The sequence below is a fragment of the Herbaspirillum sp. B65 genome, from assembly GCF_000333555.1.
Classification (GTDB): domain Bacteria; phylum Pseudomonadota; class Gammaproteobacteria; order Burkholderiales; family Burkholderiaceae_D; genus Herbaspirillum; species Herbaspirillum rubrisubalbicans.
Window position 1 is genome coordinate 1 of record NZ_BADI01000728.1, and the last position, 1001, is coordinate 1001.

Annotated in this window: 2 protein-coding genes; both read right to left on the bottom strand. The window is 64.5% G+C overall.

Annotated elements, in window-relative coordinates; genetic code table 11:
- A partial coding sequence (locus I5W_RS17165; RefSeq protein ID WP_044530130.1) for an ABC transporter permease subunit occupies positions 1–433 on the bottom strand: 433 nt, incomplete at its 3' end.
- Between the two features lie 50 nt (positions 434–483).
- A partial coding sequence (locus I5W_RS17170; RefSeq protein WP_044530129.1) for an ATP-binding cassette domain-containing protein occupies positions 484–1001 on the bottom strand: 518 nt, incomplete at its 5' end.

Sequence of the window (1001 nt, forward strand, 5' to 3'; positions counted from 1 at the left end):
CCAGGCCGCGGGCGATTTCCAGCACGCCCAGCGAGACGATGAAGGAAGGAATGCGCCAGTGCACCGCGACCATGCCGGTCAGCGTACCGCACAGCGCGGCCACCACCACACCCAAGGGGGCGGCGGCATACAGCGGCCAGCCCCAGCGCACCATGGCCATGGACAGCATGGAAGCCGCCAGGGCCATGACCGAGCCCACCGACAGGTCAATGCCGCCGATGATGAGGATAAACGTCATGCCCACCGACATCACCACCAGCGGCGGGATGTCATTGGACAGCGTAATGAAGGTCGCGGCGCTGAGGAAGTTTTCGCTCAGGAAGGCGAACATCACGCACATCGCCAGCAGGGCTGCGATCAGTCCCAGGTAGTTTTTGACACCGGCCAGGTAGGCCGCTTGCCGGCTGGCGGCGGGGGTAGAGGAAGTTTGCATCTGTGTGGTTGATTCTTGGCAGTTGATAGTCGGGCCGCAGTGCGCCCGGTTCAGGCCGTATTGCCGGCCACATGCGCCGCTTCGGCGGCTTCCTGGCGTCCCACGTAACCGCTGAAGGCGGCGGCCAGGATGCGTTCCTGCGACCAGTCGTCCCGGCTGAAGGTCTCGGCAATGCGACCGGCGCTCATCACCGCGATGCGGTCGCAGATCTGCATCAGTTCGCGCAGGTCGCTGGAGACCACCAGCAAGCCCTTGCCTTGCGCGGCCAGTTCGGCGAAGAGACGATAGATATCGGACTTGGCGCCGATGTCGATGCCCCGGGTCGGTTCATCAAACAACATGATGGGGCAATCGCGATACAGCCAGCGGGCGATCACCACCTTTTGCTGGTTGCCGCCCGACAGCTCACCGGCTGCTTGCGCCACGCTGCCGCTGCGGATGCGCAGCTTCTTGACGAACTCGCCAGCCACCTTGGCTTCGGCGGCGTGGTCCAACATGCCAGCGCGGCTGACCTGCCCCAGGTTGGCCAGGGAGGTATTGACGCTGATGGCTTGCGGCAGCAGCAAGC